We start from the raw sequence: 14,077 nt of genomic DNA on the forward strand, positions 1-14,077 counted from the left end.
CGGCCATCCTTACTTCGTGCTGCCGATCAGGTGCTTCACGCGAGCAATCTCGCGGCGCACCCGGCGGGTTTCGTGGGTCTTCGGCAGCTGCCCGGTGACCTGCTGCATGCGCAGGGCGAACTGCTCCTTGCGCAGATCGGTCAGATGGGACTTCAGATCGTCAGCCGACTTCTCGCGGAGTTGTTTGATGTCCATCAGCGTACCGTCCGGGTCACGAAGGTGGTGGTCACCGAAAGCTTGGCAGCGGCCAGGCGGAACGCCTCGCGCGCGACATCTTCGCCGACGCCTTCGATTTCATAGATCATGCGGCCGGGCTGGATCTGGGCGACCCAGTACTCGACGTTGCCCTTGCCGGAGCCCATTCGCACTTCGATCGGCTTCTTGGTGATCGGCTTGTCCGGGAACACGCGGATCCACATCTTGCCGCCGCGCTTGACGTAGCGGCTGATCGAGCGGCGCGCCGCTTCGATCTGGCGCGCGGTCAGCTGACCGTGCGCGGTGGCCTTCAGCCCGTACTGGCCGAAGCTGACGGCGTTGCCGCTCCACGCCAGGCCGTCGTTACGGCCCTTGTGCATCTTGCGGTATTTGGTTCGCTTGGGTTGCAACATTGCCGTTACCTCGCTTCACGAGCCGGACGCGACGGACGGTCGCCACGGTCGCCGCGATCGTTGCGATCGTTGCGCGGGGAGTCGTCCTGCTTTTCCTGGCCAACCTGGGAGAAATCGAAGATCTCGCCCTTGTAGATCCACACCTTGATGCCGATGATGCCGTAGGTGGTCTTGGCTTCGGCGAAACCGTAGTCGATGTCGGCGCGCAGCGTATGCAGCGGCACGCGGCCCTCGCGGTACCACTCCGAACGGGCGATTTCCGCACCGTTCAAGCGGCCGGCGACGTTGACCTTGATGCCCAGTGCACCCAGGCGCATCGCGTTGCCGACCGAGCGCTTCATCGCGCGGCGGAACATGATGCGGCGCTCCAGCTGCTGCGCGATCGACTCGGCGACCAACTGCGCATCCAGTTCCGGCTTGCGCACTTCGGTGACGTTGATGTGGGCGGGCACGCCCATCATCTCGCTCACTTCCTTGCGCAGCTTCTCGATGTCCTCGCCGCGCTTGCCGATCACCACGCCCGGGCGGGCGGTGTGGATCGTCACGCGCGCGGTCTTGGCCGGACGCTCGATCAGGATCTTGCTGATGCCCGCCTGCGCCAACTTCTTGCGCAGCATTTCGCGGACCTTGAGGTCGGCCGCCAGGTAACCGGAGAACTCGCCCTTGTTGGCGTACCACTTGGAATTCCAGTCCTTGGAGACACCCAGGCGGATTCCGATCGGATGAACTTTATGACCCATCGTCTTTTCCTTTCCGCTTACTTGGCGGCGCCCACAACCACAGTGATGTGGCTGGTGCGCTTGAGGATGCGGGTACCGCGGCCTTTCGCCCGCGCCATGAAACGCTTCAGGGTCGGACCTTCATCAACCATGATGGTCTTGACCTTCAGCTCGTCGACATCCGCGCCCTGGTTGTTCTCGGCATTGGCGATCGCCGACTCCACCACCTTCTTGATCAGGTGGGCGGCCTTCTTATCCGAGAACTTCAGCAGGTTGACCGCCCGCTCGGCGGGCAGACCGCGCACCTGGTCGGCGACCAGGCGGGCCTTCTGCGGGGAGATGCGCGCAGTGCGCAGGATTGCTTTCGCTTCCATCGTCATCTCTCCTTACCGGCTCGACTTCTTGTCGCCACCGTGACCCTTGAAGGTCCGGGTGACGGCAAATTCGCCGAGCTTGTGGCCGACCATGTTCTCGTTGACCAGCACCGGAACGTGGTTCTTGCCGTTGTGCACGGCGATGGTGAAGCCCACCATCTCCGGCAGGATCATCGAACGACGCGACCAAGTCTTGATCGGACGCTTGCTGCCGGCCGCGGCCTCCACCTTCTTGACGAGGTGGTGATCGACGAACGGGCCTTTCTTGAGTGAACGTGCCATGGTCGATTAGCCCCTACGATCGCGGACGATGAATTGTTCGGTGCGCTTGTTATGGCGCGTCTTGTAACCCTTGGTCGGCACGCCCCACGGGGTGACCGGATGCGGATTACCCTGACCGGCCTTCGCCTCGCCACCACCATGCGGGTGGTCGACGGGGTTCATGGCCGCACCGCGAACGGTCGGACGCACGCCGCGCCAGCGCTTGGCGCCCGCCTTGCCCAGCTTCTCGAGGTTGTGCTCGTCGTTGCCGACTTCGCCGATGGTGGCGCGACACTCGGCCGGCACCTTGCGCATTTCGCCGGAGCGAAGACGCAGGGTGGCGTAGATGCCTTCGCGCGCGACCAGCTGCACCGCGGCGCCGGCGGCACGCGCGATCTGCGCGCCCTTGCCCGGCTTCAGCTCGATGCCGTGCACCGTCGTGCCGACCGGGATGTTGCGCAGCGGCAGCGTGTTGCCGGTCTTGATCGGCGCGTCCGAACCGGCGATCACCTGGTCGCCGGCCTTCAGGCCCTTGGGCGCGATGATGTAGCGGCGCTCGCCGTCGGCATAGCACAGCAGGGCGATATGGGCGGTGCGGTTCGGATCGTATTCGATCCGTTCCACGCGCGCCGGAATGCCTTCCTTGTTGCGCTTGAAGTCGATGATGCGGTAGTGCTGCTTGTGGCCACCGCCGACGTGGCGGGTGGTGATGCGGCCGTGGTGGTTGCGGCCACCGGAGTTGCTCTGCTTCTCCACCAGCGCGGCGTGCGGGGCGCCTTTGTGCAGTTCGGGCGTGACCACGCGCACGGCCGAACGCCGGCCGGGTGAAGTGGGTTTGAATTTCATCAATGGCATGGGATGGACCTCAGGCCTTGGCCGTTACGTCGATGGACTGGCCTTCGGCCAGACGCACGTACGCCTTGCGCCAATCGCCGCGGCGGCCGCTGCGCGAACGGAAGGACTTGTTCTTGCCCTTGACGTTCAACACATTGACCGACTCGACCTTGACGTCGAACAACTGCTCCACTGCAGCCTTGACATCGGCCTTGGTGGCGTCGCTCGAGATCTCGAAGACGTACTGGTTGGAGAGCTCCTGCAGGCGCGCGGTCTTTTCGGAGACACGCGGGGCGCGCAGCACGCTGAAGATTTTTTCGTTGCTGCTCATGCCAGCCACTCCTCGACCTTCTTGACCGCATCGGCGGTGATCACGACCGTATCGGCCCCGACCAGCGACACCGGATCCAGGCCCTGCACGTCGCGCACTTCCACATAGGGAAGGTTGCGGGCGGACAGGTACAGATGCTCGGACGCCTCTTCGGTCACGATCAGTGGGCGCTTGCCCACCTCCAGACCCTTCAGCTTCTCGATCAGGCCCTTGGTCTTGCTGGCCTCGACGTCGAACGCCTCGACGACCATCAGGCGACCCTGGCGGTTGAGCTCCGAAAGAATCGCGCAGATCGCGGCGCGGTACATCTTGCGGTTCACCTTCTGCTCGAAGCTGCGCGGCTTGGCCGCGAAGGTCACGCCGCCGCCGACGAAGATCGGAGCGGTCAGCGCGCCGTGGCGAGCGCCACCGCCCTTCTGCTTCTTCGACTTCTTGGTGGTGCCGTTGACTTCCGAACGCGTCTTCTGCGCCTTGGTGCCGGCGCGGCCGGCGTTGCGATAGGCGACGACGACCTGGTGGACCAGATCCTCGCTGAAATCGCGACCGAACACGGCGTCGGAGACCGAGACCTTGTTGTTGCTACCCGTGATAACGAGTTCCATCGTCATCTCTCCTTATGCCTTGCTAGCCGGACGCACGATCACGTCGCCACCGGCAGCGCCAGGCACAGCGCCGCGAATGGCGATGAGGCCACGCTCGACGTCGACCTTGACCACTTCCAGATTCTGCGTGCTCTGCTGCACCGCGCCCATGTGGCCGGACATCTTCTTGCCCGGGAAAACGCGGCCCGGGGTCTGGCGCTGGCCCAGCGAACCCGGCGCGCGATGCGACAGCGAGTTACCGTGGGTGGCATCGCCCATGCGGAAGTTGTACCGCTTGATGGTGCCCTGGAAGCCCTTGCCCTTGGTGACGCCCTGGACGTCGACCTTCTGGCCGACCTCGAAGATGTCCGCCTTGATCTCGCCGCCGACGGCGTAATCGCCCAGCTTGGCGTCCTCGACGCGGAACTCCCACAGACCGCGACCCGCCTCGACCTTCGCCTTGGCGAAATGGCCGGAGGCCGGCTTGTTGACCAGCGCGGCGCGACGGGCGCCCACGGTGATCTGCACGGCGCTGTAGCCGTCGCTTTCGACGGTCTTGAGCTGGGTGATGCGATTCGGCGCCGCTTCAATCAGGGTCACCGGGATGGAGCGGCCGTCTTCGGTGAAGACGCGGCTCATGCCGGCCTTGCGGCCCACGAAGCCCAACGAATACTTCTTCGCCATGGTCGGAGCCCTCAGGTCAACTTGATCTGCACGTCGACGCCCGCCGCGAGTTCGAGCTTCATCAGCGCGTCCACGGTCTTGTCGTTGGGATCGACGATGTCGAGCACGCGCTTGTGCGTGCGGGTCTCGTACTGGTCGCGCGCGTCCTTGTCGACGTGCGGAGAAACGAGGATGGTGTAGCGTTCGATCTTGGTCGGCAGCGGGATCGGGCCACGCACTTGCGCGCCGGTCCGCTTGGCCGTCTCGACGATCTCGCTGGCCGAACGGTCGATCAAGCGATGATCGAACGCCTTGAGCCGAATCCGGATCTTTTGGTCCGCCATGACGGTGGGTTCCTTCGTTAAAAGAGCGACGGGCAAGGCCTCTTGGGATACCTGCCCCGGTTATTTCCTGATGTCGTATGCCGCCGAGCGCGCCGGCTGGCGAGGGCTATTCCTCCGCCCAAAAACTGAGGCAGACCAGTCACCCGGCCTGCCCAGACGGAAAAGTATAATGCGCAGTTCGAGCAGCGTCAACAACTCGAGGCTGCTGAGTGCTCCATACAACGCGACCTTCCCGGTCTTGCGAACACGAGCCGCGTCCTGCTTCTCTTTTCGCTGTCTTGCCGGCGCCCTACCCAGGGGCGCCCAGCCGACCATCATAGCGACTGCATTTTCCGACTGCAACACCCCACGCTCCACCGGCGCCAGCCGGCGCCACGGCGGCGACCACAACGGCGAAGGGCCGGCTTGCGCCGACCCTTCGCTGAACCCGACGGCCGAAGCCGCCTGCAAACCGACGGACTGCGGCGACCGAGGTCGCCGCAGCGGGCCTTACTTGATGATCTTGGCCACCACGCCGGCGCCCACGGTGCGGCCGCCTTCGCGGATCGCGAAACGCAGGCCTTCGTCCATCGCCACCGGGTTGATCAGCGATACCGCCATCTTCACGTTGTCGCCCGGCATCACCATCTCCACGCCTTCCGGCAGCTCGCACGCGCCGGTGATGTCGGTGGTGCGGAAGTAGAACTGCGGACGATAACCCTTGAAAAACGGGGTGTGACGGCCGCCCTCGTCCTTCGACAGCACGTACACCTCGGCTTCAAAGTCGGTGTGCGGCTTGATCGAGCCCGGCTTGCACAGCACCTGCCCGCGCTCCACGTCGTCGCGCTTGGTGCCGCGCAGCAGCAGGCCCGCGTTGTCGCCCGCCTGGCCCTGGTCCAGCAGCTTGCGGAACATTTCCACGCCCGTCACCGTGGTCTTCTGCGTGGCGCGGATGCCGACGATCTCGATTTCGTCGCCCACCTTGATCACCCCGCGCTCGATACGCCCGGTCACCACCGTGCCCCGGCCCGAGATCGAGAACACGTCCTCCACCGGCATCAGGAACGGCTTGTCGATGTCGCGCTCCGGCTGCGGGATGTAGCTGTCCAGCGCATCCACCAGCTTGATGATCGCCGGCACGCCAATCTCGCTCTGGTCGCCTTCCAGCGCCTTCAGCGCCGAACCATGGATGATCGGGGTGTCATCGCCCGGGAAGTCGTACTTGCTCAGCAACTCGCGCACTTCCATCTCGACCAGTTCCAGCAGTTCGGCGTCGTCCACCATGTCCGCCTTGTTCAGGAACACCACGATGTACGGCACGCCCACCTGACGCGCCAGCAGAATGTGCTCGCGGGTCTGCGGCATCGGGCCGTCCGCGGCCGAGCACACCAGGATCGCCCCGTCCATCTGCGCCGCGCCGGTGATCATGTTCTTCACGTAGTCCGCGTGGCCCGGGCAATCCACGTGCGCGTAGTGCCGGCTCGGGCTTTCGTACTCCACGTGCGCCGTCGAAATCGTGATGCCGCGCGCCTTCTCTTCCGGCGCCGCGTCGATCGCGTCGTACGCCTTGAACTCGCCGCCGAAGCGCTCTGCGCCGATCTTGGTCAGCGCCGCGGTCAGCGTGGTCTTGCCGTGGTCGACGTGACCGATGGTGCCCACGTTGACGTGCGGCTTGGTGCGCTCGAACTTACCCTTGGCCATGATGTAGTTACCTTCTGATCCGTAATGGGGGACAAGGAACCGGGATGCGGGACTGGCTGTGCCCGCGTCCCGCATCCCGTCTCGCTGATCTCAGCTCTTCTTGATGACCGACTCGGCGATGTTGGCCGGCGCTTCGGCGTAGTGGTCGAATTCCATCGAGAACGTGGCGCGACCCTGCGACATCGAACGCAGCGTGGTGGCGTAGCCGAACATTTCGCCCAACGGCACCATCGCGTTGATCACCTTGCCGGACGGACTGTCGTCCTGGCCCTGCAGGATGCCGCGACGACGGCTGACGTCGCCCATCACGTCGCCCAGGTAGTCTTCCGGCGTCACCACCTCGACCTTCATGATCGGCTCCAGCAGCACTGGGTTGGCCTTGTTGAAGCCTTCCTTGAAGCCCATCGAGCCGGCGATCTTGAACGCCATTTCCGAGGAGTCGACGTCGTGGTACGAACCGTCGATCAGGCGCACCTTGACGTCCACGATCGGGTAGCCGGCCATCACGCCGTTGGCCACCGCTTCCTGGATGCCCTTGTCCACCGCCGGGATGTATTCCTTCGGCACCACGCCGCCGACGATCGCGTTCTCGAAGGTGTAGCCCAGGCCACGCTCCTGCGGCTCGATCTCGAGCACGACATGGCCATACTGGCCCTTGCCGCCGGACTGGCGCACGAACTTGCCTTCCTGCTTGACCGCCTTGCGGATGGTCTCGCGGTAGGCCACCTGCGGCTTGCCGACATTGGCTTCGACGTTGAACTCGCGCTTCATGCGGTCGACCATGATTTCCAGGTGCAACTCGCCCATGCCGCGGATGATGGTCTGGCCGGATTCTTCGTCGGTGTTGACGCGGAACGAGGGATCTTCCTGGGCCAGACGACTCAGCGCGATACCCATCTTTTCCTGGTCCGACTTGGTCTTCGGCTCCACCGCCATCGAGATCACCGGCTCCGGGAACACCATGCGCTCCAGGATGATGATGTGGTCCTGCGCGCACAGCGTGTCGCCGGTGGTGACGTCCTTCAGGCCGACCGCCGCGGCGATGTCGCCCGCGCGCACTTCCTTGATCTCTTCGCGATTGTTGGAGTGCATCTGCAGGATGCGGCCCACGCGCTCCTTCTTCGACTTGACCGGGTTGTACACCTGGTCGCCGGAGTTCAGCGTGCCGGAGTAGACGCGGAAGAAGGTCAGCGACCCCACGAACGGATCGGTCATGATCTTGAACGCCAGCGCCGAGAACGGCGCGGTGTCGGTGGCCGGACGGCTGTCTTCCTTGTCGTCCTCGTCGATGCCCTTGACCGGCGGACGGTCGTTGGGCGACGGCAGCAGCTGGATCACGCCGTCGAGCATCGCCTGCACGCCCTTGTTCTTGAACGCGGTGCCGCAGTACACCGGCACCACTTCCACCTTCAGGGTGCGCTCGCGCAGGCCGCTGACGATTTCCTCTTCGGACAGCTCGCCCTCGTTGAGGTACTTGTCCATCAGCTCTTCGTTGGCTTCGGCCGCGGCCTCGACCATGAACGCGCGCGCCTCGGTAGACTTGTCGGCCAGGTGGGCGGGGATCTCGCGGTACTCGAACACGGTGCCCTGCGAAGCGGTGTCCCAATGGACCGCCTTCATCTTGATCAGGTCGACCACGCCCTCGAAGCCGTCTTCGGCGCCGATCGGCACCTGCATCGGCACCGGGTAGGCGCCCAGGCGCGACTTCAGCTGCTCGACCACCTTGTCGAAGTTGGCGCCGGTGCGGTCCATCTTGTTGACGAAGGCAAGACGCGGCACGGCGTACTTGTTGGCCTGGCGCCACACGGTCTCGGACTGCGGCTGCACGCCGCCGACCGCGCACAGCACGAACACCGCGCCGTCGAGCACGCGCAGCGAACGCTCGACTTCGATGGTGAAGTCGACGTGCCCGGGGGTGTCGATGATGTTGAAGCGATGCTGCGGCAGCGACTTGTCCATGCCGCTCCAGAACGCGGTGGTCGCGGCGGAGGTGATGGTGATGCCGCGCTCCTGCTCCTGCTCCATCCAATCCATCGTCGCGGCACCGTCATGCACCTCCCCGATCTTGTGGCTGACGCCGGTATAGAACAGGATGCGCTCGGAGGTGGTGGTCTTGCCGGCATCGATGTGGGCCATGATGCCGAAGTTGCGGTAACGCTCGATGGGAGTGGTACGGGCCACAGGGAGCCTCTCGGAATTCTTGGATTGCGGATGGCCGAACGCCGCCTTGCGGCGGCCTTCGGATTTGTGCGGCGCTCAGCGGCGCAGCTGGCAGCACTCAGATGGTGCTGGCGGGCCCCGTTCCCAAGGCCCGGAAGGTCACCAGCGGTAGTGCGCGAACGCCTTGTTCGCTTCCGCCATGCGGTGGGTTTCTTCACGCTTCTTGATGGCGCCGCCACGGTTTTCCGAGGCGTCGACCAGCTCGGCCGCGAGCTTGCGCGGCATCGAGTTCTCGCCGCGCTTGCGCGCCGAGTCGATCAGCCAGCGCATGGCCAGCGCCATGCGCCGGGAGGAACGCACCTCGACCGGCACCTGGTAGGTGGCGCCGCCGACGCGGCGCGACTTGACTTCGACCGCCGGGGCGACGTTGTCCAGCGCCTTCTGCACCAGCTCGACCGCATTCGGGTTTTTCTCGCCGATGACGTCCATCGCGCCATAGACGATCTTCTCGGCGACCGATTTCTTGCCGCTCAGCATCACCATGTTGATGAAACGGGCGATGGTTTCGCTGCTGTGCTTGGGATCGGGCAGGACGGTGCGCTGCGGAGTGGAACCTTTACGAGACATAGTGCTTTCCCTTAGCTCTTCGGACGCTTGGCGCCGTACTTGGAACGGCCCTGGCGACGCTTGGCGACGCCGGCGGCGTCGAGCGAACCGCGCACGGTGTGGTAGCGCACGCCCGGCAGGTCCTTGACGCGGCCGCCGCGGATCAGGACCACGGAGTGCTCCTGCAGGTTGTGGCCTTCGCCGCCGATGTAGCTGATGACCTCTTCCTGGTTCGTCAGGCGCACCTTGGCGACCTTGCGCAGGGCGGAGTTCGGCTTCTTCGGGGTGGTGGTGTACACGCGCGTGCAGACGCCGCGGCGCTGCGGGCATTTGTCGAGCGCCGGGGAGGCGCTCTTGTAGGTGGTCGCCTGCCGCGGCTTGCGGACCAGCTGGTTGATCGTCGCCATCAGTGGATTCTTCTGATTGAGGCCGTGGGGCCTGGGATGCGTGAAAACGAAGGCAGGCCGAAGGACGGCCTGCCGAGACAGGAAAGTATAGCGGGCAAGTAAAAGCTCCGTCAACTCGACGGAAATTCGACTTGCTGGCCCCTCCCGGGCCGGAATACGGGGTGCATCCGCTGCACCCCCTTTCGCTTGAATCGGCCGGCCCCGCGGGCGGGGCCGGTCAGGCTCGCTCTTCGCTGCTGGCGGCCGCCGGCGCGGGCGTTTCGACCGCCGGCTCGGCGCTGCCGCCTGCCAGGGTCTGCATCTCCGACTCGGTGAGACCGCTGGAGTTGCGACGGCGCAGGCTGTGGTAGGCCAGGCCGGTACCGGCCGGGATCAACCGGCCGACGATCACGTTCTCCTTCAGGCCGCGCAGCGTATCGCTGGTGCCGCGGACCGCGGCCTCGGTAAGCACGCGGGTGGTCTCCTGGAACGAGGCCGCCGAGATGAACGACTCGGTGGCCAGCGACGCCTTGGTGATGCCCAGCAGCACCGGGTCGTACTGCGCCGGCAACTCGTTGCGCGTGACCAGGCGGGCGTTCTCCTCGATGACGCGCTGGCGCTCGGCCTGCTCGCCGTTGAGGAACTTGCTGTTGCCCTGGTCGGTGATCTCGACCTTGCGCAGCATCTGCCGGGTGATCACCTCGATGTGCTTGTCGTTGATCTTCACGCCCTGCAGGCGGTACACGTCCTGGATCTCCTTGACCAGGTACGCGGCCAGCGGCTCCACGCCGAGCAGGCGCAGGATGTCCTGCGGGCTCGGCTCGCCGTCCACCACGGTCTCGCCCTTGGCCACGTGCTCGCCTTCGAACACGATGATCTGGCGGTACTTCGGGATCAGCTCCTCGTGCTCCGAACCATCGGTGTCCTTGATGATCAGGCGCTGCTTGCCCTTGGTATCCTTGCCGAAGCTGATGATGCCCGAACGCTCGGCCAGGATCGCCGGATCCTTCGGCTTGCGCGCCTCGAACAGGTCGGCCACGCGCGGCAGACCACCGGTGATGTCGCGGGTCTTGGACGCTTCCTGCGGGATCTTGGCGACCACGTCGCCCACGCCGACGGCGGCGCCGTCCTGCAGGTTGACGATCGAGCGCGGCGGCAGCAGGTACTGCGCCGGCAGGTCGGTGCCCGGGATGGTCAGGTCGTTGCCCTTGGCATCGACGATGCGCACGATCGGGCGCAGGTCCTTGGCCTGGGTGCCGCGACGCTTCGGGTCGGTGATCTCGCGCGAGGCCAGGCCGGTCAGCTCGTCGGTCTTCTCGATGACGGTGACGCCGTCGATGAAGTCGATGAAGCGTATGAAGCCGGCCACTTCCGACACGATCGGGTGGTTGTGCGGATCCCAGTTGGCGACCGACTGGCCGGCCTTGACCGCGTCGCCGTCCTTGGCGGTGATCGTGGCGCCGTAGGCCAGCTTGTAGCGCTCGCGCTCGCGGCCGTGGCCGTCGAGCACCGACAGTTCGCCCGAACGCGACACCGCCACCAGCGAACCGTTGGCGTGCTCGACCGACTTGAGGTTGTTGAACTTGATCGAACCGGTGGTCTTGACCGTGATGTTGTCCACTGCCGCCGCACGCGACGCCGCGCCGCCGATGTGGAAGGTCCGCATGGTCAGCTGGGTGCCCGGCTCGCCGATCGACTGCGCGGCGATGACGCCGACCGCTTCGCCGATGTTGACCAGGTGCCCACGCGCCAAGTCGCGGCCGTAGCAGCGCGCGCACACGCCGAACGAGGATTCGCAGGTGATCGTGGAGCGCACCTTCAGCGTCTGCACGCCCGCCTCTTCCAGCTTGGCCACCCACTGCTCGTCGAGCAGCGTGTTGCGGGTGACGATCGGATCCTCGTCGTTGCCCGGCAGGAACACGTCCTCGGCCACCACGCGGCCGAGCACGCGGTCGCGCAAGGGTTCGACCACGTCGCCGCCTTCCACGATCGGGGTCATGGTCAGGCCGTCGGTGGTGCCGCAATCGGGCTCGGTGATCACCACGTCCTGCGCCACGTCGACCAGGCGACGGGTCAGGTAGCCCGAATTCGCGGTCTTCAGTGCGGTATCGGCCAGACCCTTGCGGGCGCCGTGGGTGGAGTTGAAGTACTCCTGCACGTTCAGACCTTCGCGGAAGTTGGCCTTGATCGGCGTCTCGATGATCGAGCCGTCCGGACGCGCCATCAGCCCGCGCATGCCGGCCAGCTGACGGATCTGCGCCTGGCTGCCGCGCGCACCGGAGTCGGCCATGATGTACAGCGAGTTCATCGACTTCTGGTCGATGGTCTCGCCCTTGGCATTGGTGACCTTCTCGGTGCCGATGGTGTCCATCATCGCCTTGGCGATGCGCTCGTTGGTGCGCGACCAGATGTCCACGACCTTGTTGTAGCGCTCGCCGGCGGTGACCAGGCCGGACTGGTACTGCTCCTGGATTTCCAGCACCTCGGCCTCGGCCTCGGTCAGGATGCCCTTCTTCTCGTCCGGGATCAGCATGTCGTCGATGCCGATCGACACGCCGGCGCGGGTCGCGTAGGCGAAGCCGGTGTACATCAGCCTGTCGGCGAACACGACGCTGTCCTTCAGGCCCAGCTGGCGGTAGCTGGAGTTGATCAGGCGGCTGATGTTCTTCTTGGTCAGCTCGGTGTTGGCCAGCGCGAACGGCAGACCTTCCGGCAGGATCTCGGCCAGCAGCGCACGCCCGATCGTGGTGTCCACGATCGAGGTCTTCTTGCTGCGGTTGCCGTCCTCGTCGATCACCGTCTCGGTGATGCGGACCTTGACCTTGGCGTGCAGTTCGACCGCACGGTTGTCGTAGGCGCGCTTCACCTCGGCGATGTTGGCGAACACCATGCCCTCGCCCTTCTTGTTCTCCAGGGCGCGGCTCATGTAGTACAGGCCCAGCACCACGTCCTGCGACGGCACGATGATCGGCTCGCCGTTGGCCGGCGACAGGATGTTGTTGGTGGACATCATCAGGGCGCGCGCTTCCAGCTGCGCTTCCAGCGACAGCGGCACGTGCACGGCCATCTGATCGCCGTCGAAGTCGGCGTTGAACGCGGTGCAGACCAGCGGGTGCAGCTGGATCGCCTTGCCTTCGATCAGCACCGGCTCGAACGCCTGGATGCCCAGGCGGTGCAGGGTCGGGGCGCGGTTCAGCAGCACCGGGTGCTCGCGGATGACCTCTTCCAGGATGTCCCAGACTTCGGCTTCTTCACGCTCGACCAGCTTCTTGGCGGCCTTGATGGTGGTGGCCAGGCCGCGACGCTGCAGCTTGGCGAACACGAACGGCTTGAACAGCTCCAGCGCCATCTTCTTCGGCAGGCCGCACTCGTGCAGGCGCAGGGTCGGGCCGACCACGATCACCGAACGGCCGGAGTAGTCCACGCGCTTGCCGAGCAGGTTCTGGCGGAACCGGCCCTGCTTGCCCTTGATCATGTCGGCCAGCGACTTCAAAGGCCTCTTGTTCGTGCCGGTGATGGCCCGGCCGCGACGGCCGTTGTCCAGCAGCGCATCCACCGACTCCTGCAGCATGCGCTTTTCGTTGCGCACGATGATGTCCGGCGCGTTGAGCTCGAGCAGGCGGCGCAGGCGGTTGTTGCGGTTGATGACGCGGCGGTACAGGTCGTTCAGGTCGGAGGTCGCGAAGCGGCCGCCGTCCAGCGGCACCAGCGGGCGCAGGTCCGGCGGCAGCACCGGCAGCACGGTCATCACCATCCACTCCGGGCGGTTGCCCGACTCGAGGAAGGCTTCGACCAGCTTGATGCGCTTAGTCAGGCGCTTGAGCTTGGTTTCCGACCCGGTGCCGGCGATCTCCTCGCGCAGGCGGGTCATCTCCGACTGCAGGTCGATCGTGCGCAGCAGCTCGTACACCGCCTCGGCGCCCATCGCGGCGTCGAAGTCGTCGCCGTGCTCCTGGCGCGCGGTCAGGAACTGCTCTTCGGTCAGCAGCTGGCGGCGCTCCAGGGCGGTCAGGCCCGGCTCGGTCACCACGTAGGCTTCGAAGTACAGCACGCGCTCGATGTCGCGCAGGGTCATGTCCAGCATCAGGCCGATGCGCGAGGGCAGCGACTTCAGGAACCAGATGTGCGCGACCGGCGAGGCCAGGTCGATGTGGCCCATGCGCTCGCGGCGCACCTTGGCCAGGGTCACTTCGGTGCCGCACTTCTCGCAGACCACGCCACGGTGCTTCATGCGCTTGTACTTGCCGCACAGGCACTCGTAGTCCTTGATCGGGCCGAAGATCGCGGCACAGAACAGGCCGTCGCGCTCGGGCTTGAAGGTACGGTAGTTGATCGTTTCCGGCTTCTTCACTTCGCCGAAGGACCACGAGCGGATCAGGTCCGGCGAGGCCAGCGCGATCTTGATCGCGTCGAAGTCCAGCGTCTGGCGCTGCTGGTTGAAGAGGTTGAGCAGGTCTTTCATTGGGTATCTCCGGGTCGGAGGAATTTCGTATCGAAAACGGGGCGGGAAGGGATCTGTCGGGACCCGGG

The 14,077-nt window shown here is 65.3% G+C and carries 15 protein-coding genes; all 15 read right to left on the reverse strand.

The features are described from left to right. Positions 1-9: 9 nt before the first annotated feature. Positions 10-195 carry a 50S ribosomal protein L29 gene (rpmC, locus tag G4Q83_RS14825; RefSeq protein ID WP_128420177.1) on the reverse strand — a complete coding sequence of 62 codons (186 nt, stop codon included), beginning with the start codon at positions 193-195 and terminating at the stop codon, positions 10-12. Continuing rightward, the gene (gene rplP / locus G4Q83_RS14830) at positions 195-608 is read right to left on the reverse strand and encodes a 50S ribosomal protein L16 (protein WP_128420178.1); all 414 of its coding nucleotides are present in this window, start codon (positions 606-608) and stop codon (positions 195-197) included. The genes rpmC and rplP overlap by 1 nt, the downstream gene beginning before the upstream one ends. A gap of 5 nt (positions 609-613) precedes the next feature. After that, on the reverse strand, positions 614-1,348 hold the full coding sequence (rpsC, locus tag G4Q83_RS14835; protein ID WP_128420179.1) for a 30S ribosomal protein S3: 735 nt from the start codon (positions 1,346-1,348) through the stop codon (positions 614-616). Between the two features lie 17 nt (positions 1,349-1,365). Further along, on the reverse strand, positions 1,366-1,701 hold the full coding sequence (gene rplV, locus G4Q83_RS14840) for a 50S ribosomal protein L22 (protein ID WP_128420180.1): 336 nt from the start codon (positions 1,699-1,701) through the stop codon (positions 1,366-1,368). Positions 1,702-1,713: 12 nt separating this feature from the next. Next, on the reverse strand, positions 1,714-1,983 hold the full coding sequence (gene rpsS, locus G4Q83_RS14845) for a 30S ribosomal protein S19 (protein WP_003470666.1): 270 nt from the start codon (positions 1,981-1,983) through the stop codon (positions 1,714-1,716). Positions 1,984-1,989: 6 nt separating this feature from the next. Then, a complete protein-coding gene (rplB, locus tag G4Q83_RS14850) occupies positions 1,990-2,817 on the reverse strand; it encodes a 50S ribosomal protein L2 (RefSeq protein WP_128420181.1) in 828 nt (275 codons plus the stop codon). 10 nt (positions 2,818-2,827) lie between these two features. Continuing rightward, the gene (gene rplW, locus G4Q83_RS14855) at positions 2,828-3,127 is read right to left on the reverse strand and encodes a 50S ribosomal protein L23 (RefSeq protein WP_128420182.1); all 300 of its coding nucleotides are present in this window, start codon (positions 3,125-3,127) and stop codon (positions 2,828-2,830) included. Further along, positions 3,124-3,729 (reverse strand): 50S ribosomal protein L4, encoded by a 606-nt coding sequence (gene rplD / locus G4Q83_RS14860; protein ID WP_128420183.1) that lies wholly within the window; start codon positions 3,727-3,729, stop codon positions 3,124-3,126. The genes rplW and rplD overlap by 4 nt, the downstream gene beginning before the upstream one ends. Positions 3,730-3,741: 12 nt before the next feature. Then, the gene (rplC, locus tag G4Q83_RS14865; RefSeq protein WP_128420184.1) at positions 3,742-4,392 is read right to left on the reverse strand and encodes a 50S ribosomal protein L3; all 651 of its coding nucleotides are present in this window, start codon (positions 4,390-4,392) and stop codon (positions 3,742-3,744) included. Positions 4,393-4,403: 11 nt separating this feature from the next. Further along, the gene (rpsJ, locus tag G4Q83_RS14870; RefSeq protein WP_010341589.1) at positions 4,404-4,715 is read right to left on the reverse strand and encodes a 30S ribosomal protein S10; all 312 of its coding nucleotides are present in this window, start codon (positions 4,713-4,715) and stop codon (positions 4,404-4,406) included. A gap of 489 nt (positions 4,716-5,204) precedes the next feature. Then, the gene (gene tuf / locus G4Q83_RS14875) at positions 5,205-6,395 is read right to left on the reverse strand and encodes an elongation factor Tu (RefSeq protein ID WP_128421991.1); all 1,191 of its coding nucleotides are present in this window, start codon (positions 6,393-6,395) and stop codon (positions 5,205-5,207) included. A 90-nt stretch (positions 6,396-6,485) separates the two neighbouring features. Further along, a complete protein-coding gene (gene fusA, locus G4Q83_RS14880; protein ID WP_128421184.1) occupies positions 6,486-8,576 on the reverse strand; it encodes an elongation factor G in 2,091 nt (696 codons plus the stop codon). Between the two features lie 138 nt (positions 8,577-8,714). After that, positions 8,715-9,182 carry a 30S ribosomal protein S7 gene (gene rpsG, locus G4Q83_RS14885; protein WP_128421185.1) on the reverse strand — a complete coding sequence of 156 codons (468 nt, stop codon included), beginning with the start codon at positions 9,180-9,182 and terminating at the stop codon, positions 8,715-8,717. A gap of 11 nt (positions 9,183-9,193) precedes the next feature. Beyond that, positions 9,194-9,568: a 30S ribosomal protein S12 gene (gene rpsL / locus G4Q83_RS14890; RefSeq protein WP_003469157.1), complete on the reverse strand. Its 375-nt coding sequence runs from the start codon at positions 9,566-9,568 to the stop codon at positions 9,194-9,196. Between the two features lie 217 nt (positions 9,569-9,785). After that, a complete protein-coding gene (gene rpoC / locus G4Q83_RS14895; RefSeq protein WP_128421186.1) occupies positions 9,786-14,009 on the reverse strand; it encodes a DNA-directed RNA polymerase subunit beta' in 4,224 nt (1,407 codons plus the stop codon). Positions 14,010-14,077: the final 68 nt, after the last annotated feature.

The organism is Xanthomonas theicola (genome assembly GCF_014236795.1).
GTDB classification, from domain to species: Bacteria; Pseudomonadota; Gammaproteobacteria; order Xanthomonadales; family Xanthomonadaceae; genus Xanthomonas_A; species Xanthomonas_A theicola.

Coding starts and splice junctions, on each gene's coding strand:
- rpmC (WP_128420177.1), bottom strand. CDS start 195: ATGGACATCAAACAACTCCGCGAGAAGTCGGCTGACGATCTGAAGTCC.
- rplP (WP_128420178.1), bottom strand. CDS start 608: ATGTTGCAACCCAAGCGAACCAAATACCGCAAGATGCACAAGGGCCGT.
- rpsC (WP_128420179.1), bottom strand. CDS start 1,348: ATGGGTCATAAAGTTCATCCGATCGGAATCCGCCTGGGTGTCTCCAAG.
- rplV (WP_128420180.1), bottom strand. CDS start 1,701: ATGGAAGCGAAAGCAATCCTGCGCACTGCGCGCATCTCCCCGCAGAAG.
- rpsS (WP_003470666.1), bottom strand. CDS start 1,983: ATGGCACGTTCACTCAAGAAAGGCCCGTTCGTCGATCACCACCTCGTC.
- rplB (WP_128420181.1), bottom strand. CDS start 2,817: ATGCCATTGATGAAATTCAAACCCACTTCACCCGGCCGGCGTTCGGCC.
- rplW (WP_128420182.1), bottom strand. CDS start 3,127: ATGAGCAGCAACGAAAAAATCTTCAGCGTGCTGCGCGCCCCGCGTGTC.
- rplD (WP_128420183.1), bottom strand. CDS start 3,729: ATGGAACTCGTTATCACGGGTAGCAACAACAAGGTCTCGGTCTCCGAC.
- rplC (WP_128420184.1), bottom strand. CDS start 4,392: ATGGCGAAGAAGTATTCGTTGGGCTTCGTGGGCCGCAAGGCCGGCATG.
- rpsJ (WP_010341589.1), bottom strand. CDS start 4,715: ATGGCGGACCAAAAGATCCGGATTCGGCTCAAGGCGTTCGATCATCGC.
- tuf (WP_128421991.1), bottom strand. CDS start 6,395: ATGGCCAAGGGTAAGTTCGAGCGCACCAAGCCGCACGTCAACGTGGGC.
- rpsG (WP_128421185.1), bottom strand. CDS start 9,182: ATGTCTCGTAAAGGTTCCACTCCGCAGCGCACCGTCCTGCCCGATCCC.
- rpsL (WP_003469157.1), bottom strand. CDS start 9,568: ATGGCGACGATCAACCAGCTGGTCCGCAAGCCGCGGCAGGCGACCACC.
- rpoC (WP_128421186.1), bottom strand. CDS start 14,009: ATGAAAGACCTGCTCAACCTCTTCAACCAGCAGCGCCAGACGCTGGAC.